This window comes from Pseudomonas sp. Arb-4-2C, from assembly GCF_055755015.1.
In genome coordinates this window covers 5,099,282-5,121,180 of sequence record NZ_CM146899.1, presented here as the reverse complement: position 1 = coordinate 5,121,180, position 21,899 = coordinate 5,099,282, and the positions used below count along the sequence as shown (strand labels likewise).

Sequence of the window (21,899 nt, the reverse complement as noted above, 5' to 3'; positions counted from 1 at the left end):
ATTGGCCGTACCGACAATAAGCAGGGGAAAACTGACATGGGCGTTGAAAGAGCCGCCACGGTGGAACTGGGCGTACTGATTTACCCGGGCGCGCAGCTGGCAGCGGTGCATGGTCTGACCGATCTGTTTGCGGTCGCCAACCGGATAGCTGCCGAGCATCAGGCGGCGCAGTTGCCCGTGCTGCGCGTGAGCCACTGGCAAGCCGACGCCGAGCTGGCGCCGCAGCGGATCCACGATAGTCATCCGGGCAGCGACTGTGGTTTACAGGCGGTGCTGATTCCACCGTCCCTCGGCGGCTTTTCTGCGGCCAGCGTTTCAGCAGCGCTGCTGCAATGGCTGCGGGATCAGCATGCCCGTGGCGCAACCCTCGGCGGTGTCTGTGTGGGGTCATTGCTGCTGGCCGAAAGCGGCTTGCTCGATGGTCGCAGCGCCACCACGCATTGGACCTCGACCAAGGCGTTTGCCGAGCGTTATCCGAACATCCGGCTCAAGGCGGATACGCCGATTGTCGATGACGGCGACCTGATCACCACGGCCGGGCTGATGGCTTGGTCGGAGCTGGGTTTGCGTCTGGTCGATCGCCTGCTCGGGCCGAGCATCGCCAGCGGTACCGCGCGGTTTCTGGTGATGGAACACAGCGACAGCGCCAGTGCCTGCGGCAGCAATTTTGCGCCGATCCTGGGTCATGGCGATGCGCCGATTCTCAAGGTTCAGCATTGGCTGCAAAGCACCGGCGCGACCGACGTTTCGCTGACTTCGATGGCCGAGCGGGCGGGGCTGGAAGAACGCACGTTTCTGCGTCGCTTCCGTGCTGCGACCGGGTTGAAACCGACCGAATACTGCCAACATCTGCGGGTCGGCAAGGCGCGAGAGTTGCTGGAATACACCAACGGCACCATCGACCACATTGCCTGGACAGTGGGCTATCAGGACCCGGGAGCGTTTCGCGCGATCTTCAAGAAAATCACCGGGCTGGCGCCGAGTGATTATCGGGCGCGGTTTGGTGTCACGGGATAGTCCCGACACTACATACCCTGTGGGAGCGGGCTTGCTCGCGATGAGGCAGGGGCCGTCAACATTGATGTCGACTGATACACCGCCTTCGGGAGCAGGCCCCTCCCACATTGGATTGTTGTGCTGCGGAAATCGTGCAAATTACCGGGGGGAGACGCCCGGTCGTGCAGATTGAAACAGGCCTGATGCCAGCACGTTTTCGCCAAGTTTTTGATTAGTCGAATATTTCGCCAGCGCCACCATTGGCCTGATCTCTGCACCGTTCATCACTACATCCACCGAACCGCTGCAAGGGGAACACATGACCCCGACACCGAGCAGGAAAATAGTCGTCGCGTACTCGGTGCGCGCTGGCGCGCCGCCACATGAGGTGCAGACCAACAAGGCGCTGGCCCGCTGGCTGGCGCACATTCTCGGGCTCAAGTTTGGCGGCAGCTACGACCCGGAAAAACACCGCGGTCGTGACCTTTACTGGCTGCCGACGCAAACCCTTGTCGGTGCCAAACAGGCACAGGCCTTGGGCATCAAAAGCGCGGACGACTTGTGGGGTGGATTCGTCGAACACGATTTCATCTGTACCAAAGCCATCAGTCACGGCCTGCGCAGTCATCTGGCCCATGCACCTCAAGGCTGGGCGCCGCTGTTCTCCGAACGTGTACGTGACGTGGTGCTCGATGGCCTGACCGTGTTCGCCCTGGAAGACGCGCGGCCTGCTGCCGAGCATTTGCTGTACAGCGGGCCGATCCGTCTGAAGCCGATTCACGCCTGTGCCGGTCGCGGCCAGGAAGTTATCAACAGCCTCGACGCGTTCGATGAAGTGCTCGCCCGTACGGAGGCAGCCCGGTTGTTTCGCGACGGTGTAGTGCTGGAGCAGGACCTGAGCAAGGTTTTCACCCACAGCGTCGGCCAGTCATTCATCGGCGGCAAGGTGTTGAGCTACTGCGGTGATCAATACTTGACCAAGGACGCTCACGGCGAAGACGTCTACGGCGGCTCGAATCTGCTGGTGGTGCAGGGCGGTTATGCAGAGCTGCTGGCGCTGGCGTTGCCGGACGAAGTCCGTCTGGCCATCAAGCAGGCGCAGATTTTCGACCGGGCGGCAGATGAGGCCTATCCGGATTTCTACGCCTCACGGCGCAACTACGACATAGCCCAGGGCCTGGACAGCAATGGCAAACCCCGCAGCGGTGTGCTCGAACAATCCTGGCGCATGGGCGGCGCCAGCAGCGCGGAACTCGCGGCGCTGCAAAGCTTCGTCAACGATCCGCAGATGCCGGCGATCCGTGTGTCGACGGTGGAAACCTACAGCGATCGAACCTTGCCGGCAGACGCCATCGAAATCTATCGCGGGCCGGCCGAGAACAGCGACTTTCTCCTCAAATACGTAACGGTCAAACCCTATGACGGCTAGAAGCGAAAGCATTCAAATCGACATTGATGACGAACAGATGAGCGGGACGTTTCTCAGTCCCAAATCGAAAGTGCCTGGCGTGTTGTTTGTCCACGGTTGGGGCGGTAGCCAGGAGCGCGACCTTGAGCGCGCCAAGGGCATCGCCGGTCTTGGCTGCGTATGCCTGACCTTCGACCTGCGTGGGCACACCGGTGGTACTGGCATCCCGCTGACCCGGGTGACCCGAGAAGACAACCTGCGCGACCTGCTTGCCGCTTACGATCGCTTACTGGCGCACCCGGCGCTCGACACCTCGGCGATTGCGGTGGTCGGCACCAGTTATGGCGGTTATCTCGCCTCGATCCTCACTTCATTGCGCCCGGTGCGCTGGCTGGCGCTGCGGGTGCCGGCGCTGTATCGCGACGAGCAATGGCACACGCCCAAGCGTGATCTGGACAAGGCGGATTTGCGTGATTATCGGGCGACGTTGGTGCGTGCCGACAGTAACCGTGCGCTGCATGCCTGCTCGCAATTCACCGGGGATGTGTTGCTGGTGGAATCGGAAACCGATGATTACGTGCCCCACACGGCGATCATGAGCTATCGCGCGGCGTGTCAGCAGACGCATTCGTTGACGCACCGGATCATTGACGGCGCTGACCATGCCTTGAGCGAGCCGGTTTCGCAGCAGGCCTACACCTCGATTCTGGTGGACTGGATTACCGAGATGGTGGTCGGTGAGCGGTTGAGCATTATTCAGTCCTCATGATCGGCGGTGTCCTCTGGGGCGCCTTCGCGAGCAAGCCCGCTCCCACAGGTTGGAATGCGTTCCCCTGTAGGAGTGAGCCTGCTCGCGATAGCTTTTTCAGCTTCGACAACGCAATCAGGAAGGCTTCTTCTCGATCTGCAACGCCTTCGCCTTGGCCTCCACCAACAGATACATCACCACCGTGATCAACAGCGGCAACAGAAAATAAATCGCCCGATACGCCAGCAGCCCCGCCACCAGGCTCCCGCGTGAAGCCTCGTGTTGCAGCAGCGCGACGAACACCGCTTCCAGCACCCCGAGCCCCGCCGGAATGTGCGTGATGACCCCGGCAATTGCACTGATCAGCAATACTCCGAGCACCAGCGGGTAATCCAGTTTGCCCGGCAGCAAGGTGAAAATCACCGCCGCCATCAGCGACCAGTTCAGCGCACCGAGCAGCAATTGCAGGACGGCCATGCGCAGCGACGGCAGGTTGATTTCTACCCCGCGAATCGACCACTCGCGGCGCTTCGAGAACTGGCACGCGGCGAGGTAGCCGGCACTCGACAGCAACAACAGCACACCGATGCCCTGCAGCGCGTCGCTGCTGACTTTCCAGCCCGGCGGCATGCTCACCAGGCCACTGCTGAACACCGCGCCGGCAATCGTCATGTAGCCGAACCAGTTGGTCGCCAGGCTCAGGCCGAGGATTTTGGCGATGTTGCCTTTGCTCACACCCAGGCGCGAATACAGCCGATAACGCATGGCGATGCCGCCGACCCACGCGCTGAGATTGAGATTGAAGGCATAGCTGATGATGCCTACCGGGAGTATCTGCTTCCAGGTCAGGTCCTGGCGGATGTAGGTGCGCCCGATCAGATCGAAACTGGCGTACACCAGAAAGCTCAGCAAGGTCAGGCTGGCGGCGATGAGCAGCGTGCGCACCTTGAACTCGGTCAGGGTTTGCAGCACTTCTGCCCATTCGATGCGCGTGGCGAACAGCGTCAGCAACACGATCAGCGCAAGGAAGAACAGCAAGGTCAGTGGACGTTTCCAGCGATGCCATCGCGAGTGCGTGGCCGGCGCCGATTGCGCGTGGGAATGGCTCATGACGCGTCACCTCGAAACGGCTTGAGCCGAGGTTTATGCGCCGGCAACCAACCAGCCATTGCCGGGAAATGGCGCAGGAAGTGGAACACCAGAAATCCCACGGTCATGTGCCAGATCCGCCCGCGTGGCGACTTGCTCGGGTCCATGGCCTTGCAGTGGTTCTGGCTCAGGTCTTCGAGGCGCTGGAACAAATGCTGATTGAACGCGCGATCGCGGATCAGCACGTTGGCTTCCAGGTTCAGTGACAGGCTCAACGGATCGAGATTGCTCGAACCGACCGTGCTCCATTCCTCATCCACCAGCGCGACTTTGCCGTGCAGCGGCCGCTGGCAATATTCGTGGATCTGCACGCCGGCCTTGAGCAGGTAGTCGTAAGTCATGCGTGCCGCCAGTTTCGCCACCAGCATGTCCGGCTGGCCTTGCAGGATCAGCCGGACATCGACGCCACGGCGCGCGGCATTGCGAATCTCGCGCAGCAGGCGATAGCCGGGAAAGAAGTAGGCATTGGCGATCACCACCCGGCGCTGGGCCCGGCGCAGCACCTGCAAGTACACGTCTTCGATATCGGTGTGGTGCTGATCGTTGTCGCGAAACACCAGACGCACTTGGCCGTCGTGGTCGCTGAAAGCCATTTCCGCGCGACGCTGGCGCCGACGCTGCCACCAGAACCGTGCGCGTCCCGGCCGACCGCTTTGCAGCAGGGCAAAGTGATGGATGTCAGCGACCGCCGGCCCCTGAACCTGCACGGCGTAATCCTGTTTCGCCTCAGGGCCGAAGTCGGCGAGGTGATCGCCGGAAAAATTGATCCCGCCAATGAACGCGACCAACCCGTCGACCACCACGATCTTGCGGTGCAAACGGCGAAACCAGTTGGTGCGAAAACCCAGGTGTTTGGGCGCCGGATCAAACATCTGCAGGTGCACGCCCGCGTCGCTCAACGCCGCGAGATAACCGGTGGTCAACTCGCCACAGCCGAAGCCGTCGAGGCTGACGGTGGTGCGCACGCCGCGCCGGGCTGCGTCGATCAGGACCTGCTGCAATTGCGCGCCGACCTTGTCTTCGAAGACGATGAAGGTCTCCAGCAGGATTTCACTCTTCGCCGCTCGCAGGGCGTCGAACACCCGGGGGAAATATTCCTCGCCGTTTTCCAGCAACTCGACACGGTTGTTGCCCTGCCAACTGTACTCGACGTCGACATGGCCGGGCTCGCGTACTGGCGGGTTGATGCTGATCGGTTCCACGGTGGATTTCTCCAGCGGCGCACTGCTCATAATTCGATCTCCACCGACAGCGGGGCGTGGTCGGACAGATGGGACCAGGGGCTGTTCGCCAGGACTTTCGGCTGGCGGGTCTTGAGGTTACGCACGTAGATGCGGTCCAGGCGCAGGGTTGGCAGCCGCGCTGGAAAGCTGCGCGCCGGTTTGCCGTGATGCTCGGCGAACACCTCGCGCAGACCGCAGGGTTTGAGCAACGCATCGGCGCGCTGGCGCCAGTCGTTGAAGTCACCGGCAACGATCACCGGCGCTTCAGCCGGCAGCTCCGCCAGATGCTGCCCGAGCAGCTTCAGTTGTGCATGGCGATGGCTTTCGCGCAGGCCCAGATGCACACAGATTGCATGCACCTCAACGCCATCGCCAGGCAGGCGCAGTACGCAATGCAGCAGGCCACGATTCTCATGGCCATTGATCGAGACGTCGAGGTTGTCGTGGCGGATGATCTGGAACTTCGACAGCAGCGCATTGCCGTGATCGCCCTCCGGGTATACCGCGTTGCGCCCGTAGGCGAATTGCGGCCAGAGGCTGTCGGCGAGGAACTCGTACTGCGGCATCGTCGGCCAGTTGCTGTAGCGCTTGGGATGGTGTTCGTGGGTGCCGTGGACTTCTTGCAGAAACACCACGTCGGCGGCCACACTGCGCACCGCTTCGCGCAATTCGGGGAGGATGAACCGTCGATTGAGCGCGGTAAAACCCTTGTGCGTGTTGACCGTCAGCACGGTGAAACTGCGCACTGATGGCGCGACGATCGAGCCTTCATCGGTGAAGCCCACCGGCTCTGGAATACTCATGCCAGCACACCTTCGTCAGCAGGCTCGCCAGGGGTGGTCGCGAGGTGTTTGTCGAGGGCGAAACGCTGGAGAAGATTGCGCGCGTCGTAAGGGGCGCGGACTTTGATGTCGTTGTCGAAATAGCAAAACACTTCACGGGATTTGCGCGCCCGTGGTTTGAGGCGCGGCGCGATCAGGTGCGCATCACCGGGCTGTCGACCGTGATGCCAGGCGTCGATGCGTTCAGCCCAGCGCTTCAGTGCGGAGTCGGTGTAGCCGCTGGCGTAAAGCGCTTCGGCGCCGTGCAGGCGCAGGTAGACGAAGTCACTGGTGAGGTCTTCGCGGTACGGCCATTTGCCGGCGGTGTCGGCGATCACCAGAGCGGTGTTGTAGCGTTTCAACAAACGAATGAAGTCGGGATCGATGAAGGTGTCGTTGCGCACTTCCACAGCATGGCGCAGCGGTTTTTTGCGCCAGGCTTTGAGGCTGGCATGGCTGTGCAGGTGGGCGTCGTGCTGACGGGCGAGGGCGGCTGCGGCCTCAGTGTCGTGGGGCAGCAATGACAGGAAGTGTTCGAAACGCTCGGGATCGAATTTGAAGTTTGGCGGAAACTGCCAGAGGATCGGCCCGAGCTTTTCCTTGAGTTCCAGCACCCCCGAGGCGAAGAAATTCGCCAGCGGCTTTTCGATCTCGCGCAAGCGGCGGATGTGCGTGATGAAACGCGGCGCCTTGACGCTGAACACGAAGTCGTCGGGCGTTTCGCTGTACCACTGGGCGTAGCGTTCGGGCCGTTGCAGGGCGTAGAACGATCCATTGATTTCGATGCTGTTGACCGCCCGTGAAGCGAATTGCAATTCACGCTTCTGGGTCAGTCCCTTGGGGTAGAAATCCCCGCGCCACGGGGCATAGCGCCAGCCGGAAATACCGATGTGAATCGTTGCCATGTCGCCCTCCCGTTGTCAGTCCTCGTACAGCCTGTGTCTGTTGATGACTGTGGGCGGTTCGGGAAAGTTTCGGTGGCGTTACGGACGGTACACATTCTGCAAAAAGCACGGATCGCAATGTGGGAGGGGGCTTGCTCCCGAAAGCGGTGGTTCAGTCGCTATCGATGCTGACTGACCCTCCGCCTTCGGGAGCAAGCCCCCTCCCACAGGGTTACTCAGTGCCCCGTGAATAATCGGCCTTGAGCCGGTTCGGCATAGGTCGGACCGAGGCGATCAAGGCGTCCGCTCCACGCTGTGAGCGCCAACGCCACCAACACCACCAGACCACCGATCCACGCCGTGTGAATCAGGCCAAGGTGCTCGACGATCAGTCCGCCGCCCCACGCACCGCCGGCAATCCCGAGGTTGAACGCAGCAATGTTCAGCCCCGATGCCACGTCCACGGCCTGCGGTGTGTGATGCTCGGCCTGACGCACCACATACACCTGCAGGCCCGGTACGTTGCCGAACGCCACCGCGCCCCACACCAGCACCGTGGCCAGCGCCAGCCATGGATTGCCAGCGGTGAAGGTCAGCACCAACAGCACCGCCGCCAGCAGGGAGAAAATGATTTTCAGGGCGCTGATCGGCCCGCGTTTGTCGGCCAGTTTGCCGCCCCAGATGTTGCCGACCGCCACCGATACGCCGTACACCAGCAGCACCAGGCTGACGGTGCCGGCGCTGAAGCCGGAGAGGTCCTGCAGGATCGGCGCGAGGAAGGTGAAGGCGATGAACGAGCCGCCGTAACCGATGGCGGTCATGGCGTACACCAGCAGCAGGCGCGGTTGTTTCAACACTTGCAGTTGCTGCAGCAACGATGCCGGTTTGCTGTGGGCGATGTTGTTCGGCACATACAACAGGCTGCCGATGAAGGCGATCACACCCAGTGCCGAGACGGCGAGGAAGGTTTCCCGCCAGCCGAAATGCTGACCAATGAACGTGCCCAGCGGCACGCCGGTGACCAGGGCCACGGTGAGGCCGGTGAACATGATCGCAATCGCACTGGCGGCTTTTTCCTTGGGCACCAGGCTGGTGGCGATGGTCGAGCCGATGGAGAAGAACACCCCATGCGCCAGGCCGGTGACGATCCGCGCCAGCACCAGCGATTCATAACTCGGCGCCAGCCACGCCAGCAGGTTGCCGAGGGTGAACAGCACCATCAGCGACAGCAGCAACAGTTTGCGCGGGACTTTGCCGGTGAGGGCGGTCAGCACCGGCGCGCCGATGGCAACGCCCAGCGCATAGAGACTGACCAACAATCCGGCGGACGGCAGGCTGACGCCCAGATCGGCGCCGATGGTAGGTAGCAGGCCAACGATGACGAACTCGGTCGTCCCGATGGCGAATGCGCTGAGGGTCAGCGCGAGCAAGGCAATGGGCATGACAGCACTCCGGTAGAGGTTTGAATGGAGCGCAGTGTCGGGGTTTGGGTTGTGCGGAAAAATACGGGGGTGAGCATTTGATATTTGCCTTGGGCGCAAAGATCAAAAGCGCTCCCCCTCACCCCATACCTCGCGAAACGTCGTACCGCTGCCAATGGGGTAAGGGGGCTCTTGAACTTGCCGTGCAATTACTGATCAGTTCCTTACAGGTTCAGCCAACGGAGAATGGAGTTTTGATCAAGTTCAGGATCGCCATTGTGCTGGGAGCACTGCTGTTTCTCGGCGCCAGTGAACTGGAAGCCGCGGCATTGCCCGGCGTGCCGGCCACCGCCACCAAGGCCGCCGAGCCCGAGCCGATAGTGCAGGGTGGTCTGCTCGGCGCGATCAGTTCGAGCATCGACGACGTGCAGGACAAACTCGACCTCAACGAGCACCTGGTCGACGCCTGGCGCCTGCGTGCCGACCGCGCGGCGGACGAAGTCGACAAGTTGGTCAACCAGCCATCGGATCGCTCGGGCTGGAGCGTCGCCGGGGATTTCCTGATGTTGTCCGGGGTGTGGCTTGGCGCCTTCGCACTGCTCACGGTACTGGGCAGCCTGCTGGCCAAACGTCTGCGCGAAGGTCGTTGGCTGCGCACCCGCCAGCGCAGTCAGGACCTGCTCGGTTATCTGCTGCCGTACACACTGCCGGCGCTGGTCTGCCTGCCGCTGACGCTGTACTTCAGCCACTTTCTGCAAGCCTCGGTTGGGCGGGCGCTGGCGCTGTGTCTGGCGTATGCCACCAGCAGCGGTATTTTTTCCACCTCGATGTTGCTGTGTGTGGTGGTGCTGTTCAACGTCGGCCACAAACGGCCCGCCGCGCGGATCATCCGCGATTACTGCCCGAAACCACTGTTCCTGATCGGCTTCCTCGCCGCCCTCAGTGACGCGTTGACCAGCCCGCAGATCGCCCGCCAGCTGGGCGGCAACATCACCAGCAGCATCGCTGTGTTCACCGGATTGATCGCTTCAATCATTTTCGGTCTGCTGGTGATTCGTCTGCGCCGGCCGGTGGCGCACCTGATCCGGAACCGGCCGCTGGCGCAGCGCTTGAAACAACCTTCGTTGCAGGAGTCACTGCGGATTTTTTCCGGGCTCTGGTACTGGCCGATCGTGCTGATGGTGCTGGTCTCGGCGGTCAATCTGATCGGCATCGGCGAGGACAACCAGAAAGCCCTGCGCTGTGCGTTGTTCACCACGGTGCTGCTGATCGGCACGGTGTTCCTCAGCACCATTCTTCAGCACCTGTTCAAGTCGCGAAAGGCCGAAGCGATCCAGCGCAGCAGTGCTTACAAGGAGCGGTTTCTCAGGCTGTTGCACGCCTTGTTGCGGATCGTCATCGCCGTTGCCTTTATCGATATTCTCGGGCGTATCTGGGGCGTCTCTCTGCTCGATTTCGCCCAGAGCAGCACCGTCGGCCGCGCGATCAGCAACGCGTTGAGCAGCATCGGCCTGATCTTCCTCGTCACCTGGCTGTTGTGGGTAGTGCTCGACACGGCGATTCAGGAAGCGCTGAAACCACCGGTCAGCAAACGCTCGTCGCGCCAGCCCAGCACCCGGGTCAAAACCATCCTGCCGCTGCTGCGCAACGCGATCAAAATCATCCTGGTGGTGATCTGCGCGATCACCACCATGGCCAATCTGGGGATCAACGTTGCGCCACTGCTGGCCGGTGCCGGGGTGGTCGGGCTGGCGATCGGTTTCGGTTCGCAGCAACTGGTGCAGGACGTGATCACCGGGCTGTTCATCATCATCGAAGACACGCTGTCGATCGGCGACTGGGTGGTGCTCGATTCCGGGCACGCCGGCACGGTCGAGGGCCTGACCATTCGGACCCTGCGCCTGCGCGACGGCAAGGGTTTCGTGCACTCGGTGCCGTTCGGCCAGATCAAGGCGGTCACCAACCAGTCGCGGCAGTTTGCCTATGCGTTTTTCTCGGTGCAGTTCACTTACGACACTGATGTCGACAAGGCCATCGAACTGATTCGCGAGACCGGCGATTCGATCCGCGAAGACCCGTTCCTCAAGTACAACCTGCAAGGGCCGCTGGATGTGTTTGGTGTGGACAAGATGGATTTGAACGGGGTCGTGCTGACCGCGCAGTTCCGTACCGTGTCGGGCGGGCAGTATGCGGTGAGCCGGGCGTTCAACCAGCGTTTGAAAAAGCTTGTGGATAACAGTCCGGTGGTGCATTTCGCGCAGACTTATCCACAGCAGGTTTTGTTGCCCAGGCGTCAGGGTGAGGAGGAGCTGATGGCGAGCAAGATGCCGCAGGAATCGCGGACCTAGCGCAAATTTCTGGAGTGGGATTGCTGGCCCTTTCGCGAGCAGGCTCGCTCCCACAGGGGGAACGCGATCAAACTGTGGGAGCGAGCCTGCTCGCGAAGACGTCCGTCCAGCTCACATCAATGCCGTATCAGCTTGCTGCGCACCTGTTCCATGGCGATCTGATCCAGCGCTGTCCAGAAAACCTGCTTGCCGGCAATTTCGGCAGCGACAGGCAGACCGTCCCGATACACCAGCCGATTACTCGCCAACGCTGGCACCTTCGCCCCCGGCAACAACGTCCCGGCCAGATTCAGCGGATCCACCCCGCACACGGCGATCAAGCTGCCGTCATGGGGCCGTCGCCGTACCTCGCGCAGCAGCGCAATCGCCTCCGGCAAGGCAAATTGCTCCCCCGCCAGACCACTGACAAATCGTCCGCCGCGAATCTCGCCACGGGCCTCCAGCCGATGAAATGTGCGCAGCAATTCGCGCCAGCTCGGCAGCCAATCCGCCTCGCGTTCCAGCAGGCGCCAGAACACCACGCCGTAGCGCCGCAGCAAGGTCATGGCGATGTGTTCCAGGGTTTGCGGCGAAGGCGTCTGGCTGTTCTCCACCAACGGCCCTCGGCGCAGCAATGCCCAGCGTCCGGCATCGTCCATGCCACCGACAAACGCGCCGCGTCCGCGTCGGCTGCTGCGCTGCTGGCGCTTGCTCGCCGGGGTGATCAGCGCGCGCAGGCCGGCGAAGCTGTCGGCGTTTACCAGACCGGCGCCAACCAGTTCCTGCAAGGCGATTTCCAGCTCGGTGCGCAGCAGGTGCGCTTCATGAATCAGTTCATCAAAAAACAGTGCCCCGTGCTGACTGAGCGCCGCGTGGACCTTTTGGGTTTTCGGCGACAGCTCGCTGACCGGCGTCTGCTCGGTCAGTGCACTCCACAACCCGACCTGACTGCGTGGCAGCAGCACAATCGGCGTACTGCGCAGGGCCGTGCCGCTGACTTTCTGCCGGGCACTGAGCCGCGTCCACACCCGTTTGCCGTTGCGGCACAGGTCATCCAGCCAGCTCGGCGAATAGTCCCTGAGCCGTGCCGGGAGAATGTCGCTGTCCCACGCCGAGGCCGCCGCCGGGTAGCCTTCGAACTGGCCGACAATTGCCGGCAACACCGCGCTGCCCTGACCGCGCGTGGTACTGGACAGGTGCTGCCAGTCGAACAGGAAACGCATGAAGTCCTGCAACGCCACCGGTTCGATTTCCCGGCGCAAACGCTTGACCGTGTAACGATGGATACGCGCCAGCAGATGCCGTTCGCACCATTCTTCGACCGCCACGCCCGGGGTGAAACGACCGCGCAGCACATAACCTTCGCGTTCCAGTTGCGCGAGGGCTTGCGAGGCTTGCGCTGTGGGCAGCGCCAGCGGTCCGGCAATCGCCGCGAGCGGCAGCGGACCAAACGCGCCGAGCCGTGCGCGGATCACTTCGACCTGTGCGTCATCGAAACTCCAGGGTTCGTCGAAACCGGGCAAGGCCTCCTGCTGCGGTTGCAGCGTAGCCTGTGGATAAAGCGCCAGCAGGCAGGTCAGGCGTTCTCGCGCCAGCCACAACCAGCACTGTGGCGCGATCATCAGGCGGCAGGCGCGGCCACTGTCTGTCAACGTGTTCAACCATTCGCGCCAAGATTCGTTGGCCTGCAATTCGGCCTCGCTGACGCACGCCAGGCTCATCAGCGCCTCGTGCATTTCATCGATGTTGGCCGGCGTCGGCCACGCTTCTTCACGCACCGCGCTGATGGCGTCGGCATCCAGTGCACCGAGATCATCGGTGGATTGCGGATCGCTCCAGCGCCGATTGATGACCGCCTGGGTCCGGCGCTCCTCCAGCGGTGCGTCGTCGAGAAAGGTGTATGGCCGCGCGCTGAGAATCTCTGCCGCCAGCGGTGACGGCGCCGGCAGATCACGGCTGAGCAAACGCACCTCGCCACGCTCCATGCGCCGCAGCAGCGCCAGCCAGCCTTTGCTGTCCATGGCCTCGTGCAGGCAGTCGTCGAGGGTTTGCTCCACCAGCGGATGCTCGGGAATTTCCCGCTCGCCCGCGAGGTTTTCCAGACAGGCGATCTGATCGGGAAATACGCTGGCGATCAGGTCTTCGCTTTTCATCCGCTGCAACTGCGGCGCGACTTTGCGCCCACCGGTAAAACGCGGCAACGCCAGTGCCACCCCGGCATTCCAGCGCCAGCGCACGCCGAACAACGGCGCGTCCAGAACCGCTTGAATCAGGATGTGCTCGGCGCTGTTGCTGTGCAGGTAACGCCAGACGTCATCGAGTTCGAAACTGTGGCTTGTGGACAGCGACAGGACGATCGCGTCTTCGCTGGCGGCAGCCTGTAATTCGAAGTTGAAGGTGCGACAGAAACGCTTGCGCAAGGCCAGGCCCCAGGCGCGGTTGATGCGGCTGCCGAACGGTGAGTGGATGATCAACTGGGTGCCGCCGGACTCGTCGAAAAACCGCTCCATCAGCAGCGTGTCTTGTGAGGGCAGGGCGCCGAGGGTCAGGCGAGCGCGGGCGAGGTATTCCACCAGTTGCTCGGCGCTGGCGGCATTCAGGCCGAGGATCTCGGTCAGCCAGTCGAGCGCCGGTTGCAGGTCGCCGGGGCTGGCGCCGAGCAGGTTGTCGAGGGTGGCCTGCAGGCGCGCCACCGCCGAGGACAATTCGTCGCTGCGTCCCGGGGCTTCGCCGAGCCAGAATGGAATGGTCGGCGGCTGACCCTGGGCATCCTCGACCCGCACCTTGCCGGTTTCCACCCGCAGGATGCGATAGGACGTATTGCCGAGCTGGAACACGTCGCCGGCAATGCTCTCCACAGCGAAGTCTTCGTTGACGCTGCCGATGTTCAGGCCTTGCGGCTCCAGCAGCACGCTGTAGTCGGCGTTGTCCGGGATGGTGCCGCCGCTGGTCACGGCGGTCAGTTGCGAGCCACGGCGGCCACGCAGAGTGCCGCTGACGGCGTCGCGATGCAGGTAGGCGCTGCGGATGCCCTGACGACCGTTGTAGCCTTCGGCGAGCATCGTCAGCAGCGCCAGATAGTGTTTTTCGTCGAGATCGCGATACGGCGAGGCTTGGCGAAATAGCGCCAGTAGCGCGTCTTCCGACCATTCCTGGCAGCTGACTTCGGCAATGATCTGCTGCGCCAGTACATCCAGCGGCGCTTCGGGAATGTGCAAGGTGTCGAGTTCGCCACGGCGCACGCAGTCGAGCAGGGCGGCGCATTCGATCAGGTCGTCGCGGGTGGTGGCAAACAACCGGCCTTTGGGCGTGCCGCCGACCTGGTGCCCGGAGCGCCCGACTCGTTGCAGAAATCCGGCAATCGAACGCGGCGAGGCGATCTGACAAACCAGATCGACTTCACCGATATCAATGCCCAATTCCAGCGAGGCGGTGGCGATCAGCACTTGCAGCTCGCCGCGCTTGAGCCGCTGTTCGGCGTCGAGGCGAAACTCCTTGGCCAGACTGCCGTGGTGCGCCGCTACCGCGTGTTTGCCCAGACGCTCGCTGAGGTGTCGGCTCAAGCGTTCAGCCAGACGCCGGGTATTGACGAAAATCAGCGTGGTGCGGTGTTCGCGGCCCAACTCGGCGAGGCGGTCGTAGACCCGTTCCCAGACATCGTTGGGCATCACCGCCGACAACGGCACTGGCGGTACTTCGATGCCCAGATCCCGCGGACGGGCGTGGCCGATGTCGATGATTTCGCAGGGGCGATCATGGCCGACGAGAAATTGCGCCACGGCTTCGACCGGTTTCTGTGTGGCGGACAAGCCGATGCGGGTCAGTGGTTCGGCGCACAGCGCTTGCAGTCGCTCAAGGCTCAGGGCCAGGTGACTGCCGCGCTTGCCGGCGGCCATGGCGTGGATTTCGTCGACGATTACCGTGCGCGCGGTGCCGAGCATTTTGCGCCCGGATTCGGAGCCGAGCAGCACGTACAGCGATTCCGGGGTGGTCACCAGAATGTGCGGCGCACTTTTGCGCATGGCGGCGCGTTCTTTTTGCGGGGTGTCGCCGGTGCGCACGGCCGTGGTGATCTGCAATTGCGGCAGGCCCATCTGGCGCAACTGCTCGGTGATCCCCGCCAACGGGTTCTGCAGGTTGATGCGGATGTCGTTGGACAGCGCCTTGAGCGGCGAAACGTAGACCACCAGGGTTTCGTCGGGCAGGCCGTCGGGGTTTTCCAGGCCACGGTGGACGAGATCGTCGAGTACGGCGAGAAACGCGGTGAGGGTTTTACCGGAGCCGGTGGGCGCGGCGATCAGCGTCGAGCGGCGCAGGCGGATCAACGGCCATGCGCGGGCCTGGGCGGCGGTGACCGTCGGGAAGGTGCTGCTGAACCAGGCGCTGACGGCGGGGTGAAAGCCTGCCAGGGCCGCGTCCTTGGAGATGGGCAGATTCATGCTTAAGTTATGCGGGTGGGGGCGGCAAGATGCAAGTACCGCTGGGATCTCCAGTGGCTGGCAGGGCTTCATCGCGAGCAGGCCAGTTGATTCAGCACAATTCCCGGCGATCTACACTTTACGGGTGACGGTTGCGCACTAAACCCGCAAAATGCAACGATTCCGGCAATTATCGACGGCGGTGTCACAAACACTGTCGTTAAAGCCATCGTTCCAATCAGACTGGGCCTGCTGACTCTATGCGAATGCGCCTTATGTTACTGGGCGGCGGAAATGCCCTTGGGCAGGCGCTGATTCGCCTCGGTGCAGAGGAAGACATCGGTTTCCTCGCCCCCCGCCCGCCAGAAGACGGCTGGGATGCCGCGAGCCTGACGCAACTGCTCGACGACACCCGTCCGGATGCGTTGATCAACCTCGCCTACTATTTCGACTGGTTCCAGGCCGAAACCGTCAGCGAAAGCCGTCTGGCCGGGCAGGAGCGCGCCATCGAGCGGCTGGCCGAGCTGTGCCAGCACCACAACATCATCCTCGTGCAGCCTTCCAGTTACCGGGTGTTCGACGGTTCGCGGGCGACTGCCTACAGCGAAAAAGACGAGCCGGTGCCCTTGGGCCTGCGCGGTCAGGCGCTGTGGCGCATCGAACAAAGCGTCCGTGCGACGTGCCCGCAACACGTGCTGTTGCGCTTCGGCTGGCTGCTCGATGACAGCCCTGAAGGCACCCTCGGGCGCTTCCTCGCCCGCGCCGAACAACCGGACGAATTGCTCATGGCCGACGACCGTCGGGGCAATCCGACGCCGGTGGATGACGCGGCGCGGGTGATCATTTCGGTGCTCAAGCAACTCGATTGCGCGGCGCCGCTGTGGGGCACTTACCATTACGCCGGCCATGAGGCGACCACGCCGCTGGCGCTCGGTCAGGCGATTTTGACCGAAGCTCGCAATTTGCATCAGCTGGCGATCGAAGCCCCGACCGCCCAGGCACATGCCGCGCGACCGGACGCCGCCGAAGAACCGCAGCACGCGGTACTCGCCTGCAAGAAAATTCTGCACACTTTCGGGATCAAGCCACGCGCCTGGCGCGCGGCACTCCCGGCTTTACTGGATAGGTTTTATCGTCATGGCTGAAGGCCCTGTTTTAATCACCGGTGGCGCCGGTTTCATCGGCTCGCACCTGACGGATGCGCTGCTCGCCAAGGGCCACTCGGTGCGGATTCTCGATGATCTGTCGACCGGCAAACGCGCCAACCTGCCGCTGGACAATCCGCAGGTCGAGCTGATCGTCGGTGACGTCGCCGATGCCGCGCTGGTCGCACAGGCGATGCAAGGTTGCAGCGCGGTGGCGCATCTGGCAGCGGTGGCCTCGGTCCAGGCTTCGGTGGACGATCCGGTGAAGACTCACCAGAGCAATTTCATCGGCACCCTGAATGTTTGTGAAGCCATGCGCAAAGCCGGTGTGAAGCGTGTGCTGTTCGCTTCCAGCGCTGCCGTCTACGGCAACAACGGTGAAGGCGAGTCGATCGACGAGGAGACGCCAAAGGCTCCGCTGACCCCGTACGCTTCGGACAAACTGGCCGGCGAGCACTACTTCGATTTCTACCGCCGCCAGCATGGCCTGGAACCGGTGATCTTCCGCTTCTTCAACATCTTCGGGCCACGCCAGGATCCGTCCTCGCCGTACTCCGGAGTCATCAGCATTTTTAGCGAACGGGCGCAGAAAGGCCTGCCGATCACCGTGTTCGGCGATGGCGAGCAGACCCGCGATTTCCTCTATGTCGAGGATCTGGTCGATGTGCTGGTGCAGGCGATCGACAAGCCTGAAGTGGAAGTGGGCGCGATGAACGTCGGCTGGAATCAGGCAATGAACCTCAAGCAGATGCTGCAAGCGCTGCAGGAAGTGGTCGGCGATTTGCCCCCGGTCAGCTACGGCCCGGCGCGCTCCGGTGACATCCGTCATTCGCGGGCGAACAACGCGCGTTTGCTGGAGCGTTTCAAGCTGCCAGAGCCGACGCCGATGCGTGTGGGGCTGGCGCGGTTGCTCGACAAGTAGGTTTATCGCAGACATGAAAAAGGCGCCTTTTTACAGGCGCCTTTTTCACGGCCGGAATATGTCGCTATTCCTGTGGCGAGGGGATTTATCCCCGATCGATCACACGTGATCGTCGTCAGTTCCAAGCCTGCTCACCCAAAGCCTCATTCACCACCACGTGAACGTTCTTGGTTGAATCTGCCTTAGAACTTGTAGCCCAGACCCACCATGTACACAAATGGATCGACATCAACATTCACCTTGGCACGGGTGCCCGGCGCCACGGCGTTGTTCTCGACGGTGGCGCGGGTATCGATGTCGATGTAGCGCACCTGGGCGTTGAGCATGATGTTGTCGGTCAGCATGTAGTCGGCGCCGACCTGCCAGGCCAGACCCCAGGAGTTTTTCGCCTTGAAGTTGCTGAAGCCGTTGGATTGGGCTTCGCTGCCGACGTGCTCGTCGTAGATCCAGGTGTAGTTGATGCCGCCGCCGATGTACGGCTGGAACGGCGACTTGGCATCCAGCGGGTAGTACACGACGCTGAGGGTTGGCGGCAGGTGTTTCAGGGTACCGAGTTTGCCGTTGGCAGCTGGCAGCGCGGTGCCTTTGATTTTTACGTCATGCTCGAACGGCGAGGCGGCCAGCAACTCGATACCGATGTTGTTGGTCAGCATGTAGGCGAAGTTCAGACCCAGTTGGGTGTCGCTGCTCATGGTCGCCTTGCCGCCCAGATTGGTGCCGCTCAACGGACCCTGATCGACCTTGACGCTGGAGCTGTCGGCCTTCGGGTTGACGGTGATCGCACCGGCGCGAACGATGATGTCGCCGGCTTCGTGGGCGTGGGCGAGCGGGGCTGCGAGCGCGAATGCAAACAGCGAAGCGCTGAGCAAGGACTTGTTCATGGGAGCTCCAAAAGGACGTTAAAAATGTCTGATGCCCTATGGTATGAAGCCAACTGATACGGTCTTTTGACTCAGCTCAATGAAACAGTGAAGGGGTGGTTTTTTGTGGAACCTTTGCCGCCCCTTCGCGAACAAGCCCGCTCCCACAGGTGAATGCTTTTCAAATGTGGGAGCGGGCTTGTTCGCGAAGGCGATTGATCAACCGGTACAAAACTCTCGGGATTCACTCCGGCAGTTCATACACATAAATCTTGTCGGCATCCATCTGATACCCGGCATCGGCCAGTTCGCTGGTGGACGCCTTGACCTGCAGCGGCCCCTCGACCCAGTACGGCTGATACAGCTCGTCGAGCTTTACGCCGACTTCGCTTTTCACATGCACGATCTGGTTCGACGGCGGTGGCGGCACGTGGATGCAGGCGCCGAAGTACGGCACCAGCAGGAAGTCCGTGGTGCGCCCCTCTTCGTTGACTTCCAGCGGCACGATGTAGCCCGGCAGGCGGATGTTCTGCCCGTCGAGGCTCGGCACCACCGGCGCGTTGGGCAGGTCCTGCCTGGCGGCTGGCGCGGACTCGGCGGAGAGTGCATCACTCATCTTCGACATGTCGTGCAGAGGCGTCATGTTCGGCACTTCCGGCGCGGCGTCCGGCGGGATCATTTCCGACCAGGTCAGGTCTTTCGGCGCCGCTGCCCACACGGGCAGGGCAACCAGCAACAGCAGCGCAAGTACAGCGCGGGGCATGGTGAGCATCCTCATAAACGGATCGACAGGCCATCAGCCAGGGATTGGCGATATGCACGCCAGGCCGGCACGCTGCCCATCAGCAGCGCGGCTGCCAGAATGCCACCGAGCAGCGTCCATTCATACTCGCTCGGCCACGCCAACGGCAGGTACAGCCCGTAATTGGCCTGCACGTAACCCTGCGCAGCGGCGATGCCGATGTACAGCAGCGCCAGCCCGGCGATCACCCCGGTCAGCGCCAACGCAAAGGCTTCCAGCACCAGCAGGCTTGCGATGTGCCACGGCCGCGCACCGACCGAACGCAGAATCGCCATCTCCCGGCGACGCTCGTTGAGGCTGGTGAGAATCGCCGTGAGCATGCCGATCAACCCGGTCAGCACCACGAACAACGAGACCACGAACAGCGCTTTTTCAGCGGTGCTCATCAGGCTCCACAACTCCTGCAAGGCCACGCCCGGAAGGATCGCCAGCATCGGCTCGCCACGGTATTCGTTGATCTCGCGTTGCAGGGCGAAGGTGGAAATCTTGCTGTTGAGACCGAGCATGAACGCGGTGATTGCCTGTGGCGTCAGGTCCATGTTGCGCGCCTGATCGGCGCTGATCCGCCCGTTGCCCCGGGCCGGCACACCGTTGTGCCAGTCGATGTGAATCGCTTCCATGCCGCCGAGGCTGATGTGCAACGTGCGATCCACCGGGGTGCCGGTGCGCTTGAGAATGCCGACCACGGTGAACGGTTTGTCGTCGTGTTTGACCAGACTGATCGCCGCCACACCGTGGGCCAGCACCAGTTGGTCGCCGAGCTTGTAATGCAGCGCCTCGGCCACTTCGGCGCCGAGCACCACTTCGAACGGGTCGGTGGCAAACGCCCGGCCATCAGCCAGTTCCAGATGTTGCTGGCGGCCGTACTGGTAATGCTCGAAATACGCCTCGGTGGTGCCCATCACCCGGTAGCCACGATGCGAGTCGCCGAGGGACATCGGGATCGCCCACTTCACTTTCGGGTTGCTGGCGAAGTGTTCGAAGCTGTCCCAGCGAATGTTGTTGGTCGCATTGCCGATACGGAACACCGAGTACAGCAACAGGTTCACCGAACCGGAGCGGGCGCCGACGATCAGGTCGGTGCCGCTGATGGTGCTGGCGAAACTGGCTTTGGCTTCGGTGCGCACGCGCTCGACGGCGAGCAGCAGACACACCGACAAGGCGATCGCGAAAGCGGTGAGCAGGGCGGTGAAGCGGCGGTTGGCCAGGCTGGCCATGGCCAGACGAAACAGATACATCTCAGACCTCGGCAGACGTGGCGGCGCGATTGAGCTCGGCCAGGGACAGGTGACGGTCGAACAGCGGCGCAAGGCTCTGATCGTGGCTGACGAACAACAGGCTCGATCCGGCTTCGCGGCATTCGGCGAACAACAGGCGAATGAAGTTTTCCCGGGCGTCGTAATCCAGCGCCGAGGTCGGTTCGTCGGCGATCACCAGTTCCGGTTGGCCGATCAAGGCGCGCGCGGCGGCGACCCGTTGCTGCTGCCCGATCGACAGTGAGTCGGCGCGACGACCGAGGATGCTTTCATCCTTCAAGCCCAAGTGGGCGAGCAGGGTGGCGGCGGCCTGATCGACACTGCCGTGACGTTGTTTCGCCCGTTCGGCACGCAGTTTCGAGAAGTGGCAGGGCAGCTCGACGTTCTCGCGCACCGAGAGAAACGGCAGCAGGTTGAACTGCTGGAAAATGTAGCCAGTGTGATCGACACGAAAGCGATCGCGGGCGCCGGCACCCAGTTCGGTCAGCTCCTGGCCAAGCAGGCGAATGCTGCCGCGCCCGGGTTTTTGCACCCCGCCGAGCAGGCCGAGCAGGGTGGTCTTGCCACTGCCGCTGGGGCCTTTGAGGAACAGGGTTTCGCCCGGTTCCAGGCGAAATGCCGGGATGTCCAGCAGCGGCGGGTGACCGGGCCAGTTGAAGCCCAGGTTGGACAGTTCGATGAGTGCTTGGGTCATGGCACCAGTTTCTTGAAGTGAACACATAACCCCTTGTGGGAGCGGGCTTGCTCGCGAATGCAATGGATCAGCCAAATCTTTGTTGACTGATCCACCGCATTCGCGAGCAAGCCCGCTCACACAGGGGATCGTCGGTGTGATCAGAATTTCAGGGCAGCCGCCTTGGCCGTCACTTCCGTCCCTTGCTGGCCGCTCGGACCGATCAGTTGTACCTGAATTTTCTGGGTCGCCGGGAAGGTATTGAAGATGTTCGCCAGATCCAGCGTCTTCAGAGCACCCGGGGTCGCGCAGCTGAATTGATAGTGGGCGTGGATTTCGCTGTGATCGTGGTGATGCGCTTCACCGCCCTTGGCATCTTCGTCGTGGTCATCATCGTCATGGTCGTCGGCATCCGGCTTGTCGCCGAACAGCGGGCTTTGCAGTTCCTGACTGGTGACTTTGCAACCGGCGGCGGCTGGCAGGTTGAACAGCGCCAGTGGGTTTTCCAGTTTGGTGCGCGCGGCCACGACCTTGGCCTTGTCGGCGTCGGTGGTGGCAGCGTGTTCGAAGCCGACCAGGTTCATTGCCGGGCTTTCCAGTTCCAGCTCCAGGGTCTGGCCGTCGAGCGCAGCGTTCAGCCGGCCGACGCCATGTTCATGGGCGCCGAGGCTGCCGTGCTCGTGGTCATGATCGTGCTCATCGGCGGCGTGGGCGATGGCCAGCGGCAACAGGGCAAACGGCAAAGCGAGCAGCAGACGGCGCATGGCGATCTCCGGAAAGTAAAGTGAAGAGTTTGTTATGTAATCTTATAACGAAAGTGCGCAGAGTTTGCCCGCCTGCTTGGCG

At 62.4% G+C, this 21,899-nt stretch carries 17 protein-coding genes; 6 read left to right on the top strand and 11 right to left on the bottom strand.

Translation table 11 applies throughout. The features are described 5' to 3' along the window. Positions 1 to 36: 36 nt before the first annotated feature. The 3 genes from AC0J41_RS23235 (at position 37) to AC0J41_RS23225 (ending at position 3,173) form a co-directional block, all read left to right on the top strand. Positions 37 to 1,017 carry a GlxA family transcriptional regulator gene (locus AC0J41_RS23235; protein ID WP_102354617.1) on the top strand — a complete coding sequence of 327 codons (981 nt, stop codon included), beginning with the start codon at positions 37 to 39 and terminating at the stop codon, positions 1,015 to 1,017. A gap of 298 nt (positions 1,018 to 1,315) precedes the next feature. Then, entirely contained in the window at positions 1,316 to 2,425 is a 1,110-nt protein-coding gene (locus AC0J41_RS23230; RefSeq protein WP_473013715.1) for a DUF3182 family protein, read from the top strand. Further along, positions 2,415 to 3,173 (top strand): alpha/beta hydrolase family protein, encoded by a 759-nt coding sequence (locus AC0J41_RS23225; protein ID WP_025109516.1) that lies wholly within the window; start codon positions 2,415 to 2,417, stop codon positions 3,171 to 3,173. The genes AC0J41_RS23230 and AC0J41_RS23225 overlap by 11 nt, the downstream gene beginning before the upstream one ends. Positions 3,174 to 3,287: 114 nt before the next feature. On the opposite strand, the gene AC0J41_RS23220 is transcribed toward AC0J41_RS23225, so the two are convergent. The 5 genes from AC0J41_RS23220 to AC0J41_RS23200 all read right to left on the bottom strand — a co-directional run bounded on the left by AC0J41_RS23220 (position 3,288) and on the right by AC0J41_RS23200 (position 8,671). Next, entirely contained in the window at positions 3,288 to 4,262 is a 975-nt protein-coding gene (locus AC0J41_RS23220) for a lysylphosphatidylglycerol synthase domain-containing protein (RefSeq protein ID WP_473013714.1), read from the bottom strand. Continuing rightward, on the bottom strand, positions 4,259 to 5,533 hold the full coding sequence (gene clsB / locus AC0J41_RS23215; RefSeq protein ID WP_025109518.1) for a cardiolipin synthase ClsB: 1,275 nt from the start codon (positions 5,531 to 5,533) through the stop codon (positions 4,259 to 4,261). The genes AC0J41_RS23220 and clsB overlap by 4 nt, the downstream gene beginning before the upstream one ends. Continuing rightward, positions 5,530 to 6,327 carry an endonuclease/exonuclease/phosphatase family protein gene (locus AC0J41_RS23210; RefSeq protein ID WP_473013713.1) on the bottom strand — a complete coding sequence of 266 codons (798 nt, stop codon included), beginning with the start codon at positions 6,325 to 6,327 and terminating at the stop codon, positions 5,530 to 5,532. The genes clsB and AC0J41_RS23210 overlap by 4 nt, the downstream gene beginning before the upstream one ends. Then, the gene (locus tag AC0J41_RS23205; RefSeq protein ID WP_473013712.1) at positions 6,324 to 7,250 is read right to left on the bottom strand and encodes a DUF72 domain-containing protein; all 927 of its coding nucleotides are present in this window, start codon (positions 7,248 to 7,250) and stop codon (positions 6,324 to 6,326) included. The genes AC0J41_RS23210 and AC0J41_RS23205 overlap by 4 nt, the downstream gene beginning before the upstream one ends. A 215-nt stretch (positions 7,251 to 7,465) precedes the next feature. After that, a complete protein-coding gene (locus AC0J41_RS23200) occupies positions 7,466 to 8,671 on the bottom strand; it encodes an MFS transporter (protein ID WP_473013711.1) in 1,206 nt (401 codons plus the stop codon). Between the two features lie 233 nt (positions 8,672 to 8,904). Here AC0J41_RS23200 and AC0J41_RS23195 point away from each other — a divergent pair, with 233 nt between their 5' ends. Next, positions 8,905 to 10,998 (top strand): mechanosensitive ion channel family protein, encoded by a 2,094-nt coding sequence (locus AC0J41_RS23195; RefSeq protein ID WP_473013710.1) that lies wholly within the window; start codon positions 8,905 to 8,907, stop codon positions 10,996 to 10,998. A 116-nt stretch (positions 10,999 to 11,114) separates the two neighbouring features. On the opposite strand, the gene AC0J41_RS23190 is transcribed toward AC0J41_RS23195, so the two are convergent. Next, the gene (locus tag AC0J41_RS23190) at positions 11,115 to 15,416 is read right to left on the bottom strand and encodes a DEAD/DEAH box helicase (RefSeq protein WP_473013709.1); all 4,302 of its coding nucleotides are present in this window, start codon (positions 15,414 to 15,416) and stop codon (positions 11,115 to 11,117) included. A 239-nt stretch (positions 15,417 to 15,655) separates the two neighbouring features. Here AC0J41_RS23190 and AC0J41_RS23185 point away from each other — a divergent pair, with 239 nt between their 5' ends. Both AC0J41_RS23185 and AC0J41_RS23180 read left to right on the top strand, forming a co-directional pair. Next, the gene (locus AC0J41_RS23185; RefSeq protein ID WP_025109524.1) at positions 15,656 to 16,540 is read left to right on the top strand and encodes a sugar nucleotide-binding protein; all 885 of its coding nucleotides are present in this window, start codon (positions 15,656 to 15,658) and stop codon (positions 16,538 to 16,540) included. Further along, positions 16,533 to 17,462 carry an NAD-dependent epimerase/dehydratase family protein gene (locus tag AC0J41_RS23180; RefSeq protein WP_473013708.1) on the top strand — a complete coding sequence of 310 codons (930 nt, stop codon included), beginning with the start codon at positions 16,533 to 16,535 and terminating at the stop codon, positions 17,460 to 17,462. Before AC0J41_RS23185 ends, AC0J41_RS23180 begins: the two co-directional genes overlap by 8 nt. Positions 17,463 to 17,644: 182 nt before the next feature. Here the strand turns inward: AC0J41_RS23180 and AC0J41_RS23175 are convergent, their stop codons facing one another. The 5 genes from AC0J41_RS23175 to AC0J41_RS23155 all read right to left on the bottom strand — a co-directional run bounded on the left by AC0J41_RS23175 (position 17,645) and on the right by AC0J41_RS23155 (position 21,817). After that, positions 17,645 to 18,343: an OmpW/AlkL family protein gene (locus tag AC0J41_RS23175; protein WP_025109526.1), complete on the bottom strand. Its 699-nt coding sequence runs from the start codon at positions 18,341 to 18,343 to the stop codon at positions 17,645 to 17,647. Between the two features lie 223 nt (positions 18,344 to 18,566). Beyond that, positions 18,567 to 19,085: a DUF3299 domain-containing protein gene (locus tag AC0J41_RS23170; RefSeq protein WP_025109527.1), complete on the bottom strand. Its 519-nt coding sequence runs from the start codon at positions 19,083 to 19,085 to the stop codon at positions 18,567 to 18,569. An 11-nt stretch (positions 19,086 to 19,096) separates the two neighbouring features. After that, the gene (locus AC0J41_RS23165; protein WP_025109528.1) at positions 19,097 to 20,362 is read right to left on the bottom strand and encodes an ABC transporter permease; all 1,266 of its coding nucleotides are present in this window, start codon (positions 20,360 to 20,362) and stop codon (positions 19,097 to 19,099) included. A gap of 1 nt (position 20,363) precedes the next feature. Further along, positions 20,364 to 21,074, bottom strand: coding sequence for an ABC transporter ATP-binding protein (locus tag AC0J41_RS23160; RefSeq protein WP_473013707.1), 711 nt, complete (start codon positions 21,072 to 21,074; stop codon positions 20,364 to 20,366). Between the two features lie 140 nt (positions 21,075 to 21,214). Beyond that, entirely contained in the window at positions 21,215 to 21,817 is a 603-nt protein-coding gene (locus AC0J41_RS23155) for a DUF2796 domain-containing protein (RefSeq protein ID WP_473013706.1), read from the bottom strand. Between the last annotated feature and the right edge of the window lie 82 nt (positions 21,818 to 21,899).